This window comes from Streptomyces sp. NPDC060184 (assembly GCF_042728795.1).
Lineage (GTDB): Bacteria > Actinomycetota > Actinomycetes > Streptomycetales > Streptomycetaceae > Streptomyces.
In genome coordinates this window covers 1-1,416 of record NZ_JBHWYX010000102.1, presented here as the reverse complement: position 1 = coordinate 1,416, position 1,416 = coordinate 1, and the positions used below count along the sequence as shown (strand labels likewise).

Annotated in this window: 1 rRNA gene; it reads right to left on the bottom strand. The window is 55.9% G+C overall.

Annotated features, from left to right (window positions below):
• Positions 1-23 precede the first annotated feature (23 nt).
• Positions 24-1,416, bottom strand: a 23S ribosomal RNA gene (locus tag ACFWEE_RS32625); the annotation flags it as partial.

The following is a 1,416-nucleotide window of genomic DNA, read 5'->3' as shown; positions in this document are numbered from 1 at the left end:
CAACACAGTGGACGCGAGCAACTGAGGACAAGCCCTCGGCCTATTAGTACCAGTCAGCTCCACCCGTTACCGGGCTTCCACATCTGGCCTATCAACCCAGTCGTCTACTGGGAGCCTTAACCCCTCAAAGGGGGTGGGAATACTCATCTTGAAGCAGGCTTCCCGCTTAGATGCTTTCAGCGGTTATCCTTTCCGAACGTAGCCAACCAGCCATGCCCTTGGCAGGACAACTGGCACACCAGAGGTTCGTCCGTCCCGGTCCTCTCGTACTAGGGACAGCCCTTCTCAATATTCCTACGCGCACAGCGGATAGGGACCGAACTGTCTCACGACGTTCTAAACCCAGCTCGCGTACCGCTTTAATGGGCGAACAGCCCAACCCTTGGGACCGACTCCAGCCCCAGGATGCGACGAGCCGACATCGAGGTGCCAAACCATCCCGTCGATATGGACTCTTGGGGAAGATCAGCCTGTTATCCCCGGGGTACCTTTTATCCGTTGAGCGACAGCGCTTCCACAAGCCACTGCCGGATCACTAGTCCCGACTTTCGTCCCTGCTCGACCCGTCGGTCTCACAGTCAAGCTCCCTTGTGCACTTACACTCAACACCTGATTGCCAACCAGGCTGAGGGAACCTTTGGGCGCCTCCGTTACTCTTTAGGAGGCAACCGCCCCAGTTAAACTACCCATCAGACACTGTCCCTGATCCGGATCACGGACCGAGGTTAGACATCCAGCACGACCAGAGTGGTATTTCAACGGCGACTCCACAACCACTGGCGTGGCCGCTTCAAAGTCTCCCACCTATCCTACACAAGCCGAACCGAACACCAATATCAAACTGTAGTAAAGGTCCCGGGGTCTTTCCGTCCTGCTGCGCGAAACGAGCATCTTTACTCGTAATGCAATTTCACCGGGCCTATGGTTGAGACAGTCGAGAAGTCGTTACGCCATTCGTGCAGGTCGGAACTTACCCGACAAGGAATTTCGCTACCTTAGGATGGTTATAGTTACCACCGCCGTTTACTGGCGCTTAAGTTCTCAGCTTCGCCGACCCGAAAGTCAGCTAACCGGTCCCCTTAACGTTCCAGCACCGGGCAGGCGTCAGTCCGTATACATCGCCTTACGGCTTCGCACGGACCTGTGTTTTTAGTAAACAGTCGCTTCTCGCTGGTCTCTGCGGCCACCCCCAGCTCACCGAGTAAATCGGATCACCAGTGATGGCCCCCCTTCTCCCGAAGTTACGGGGGCATTTTGCCGAGTTCCTTAACCATAGTTCACCCGAACGCCTCGGTATTCTCTACCTGACCACCTGAGTCGGTTTAGGGTACGGGCCGCCATGAAACTCGCTAGAGGCTTTTCTCGACAGCATAGGATCATCCACTTCGCCACAATCGGCTCGGCATCAGGTCTCAG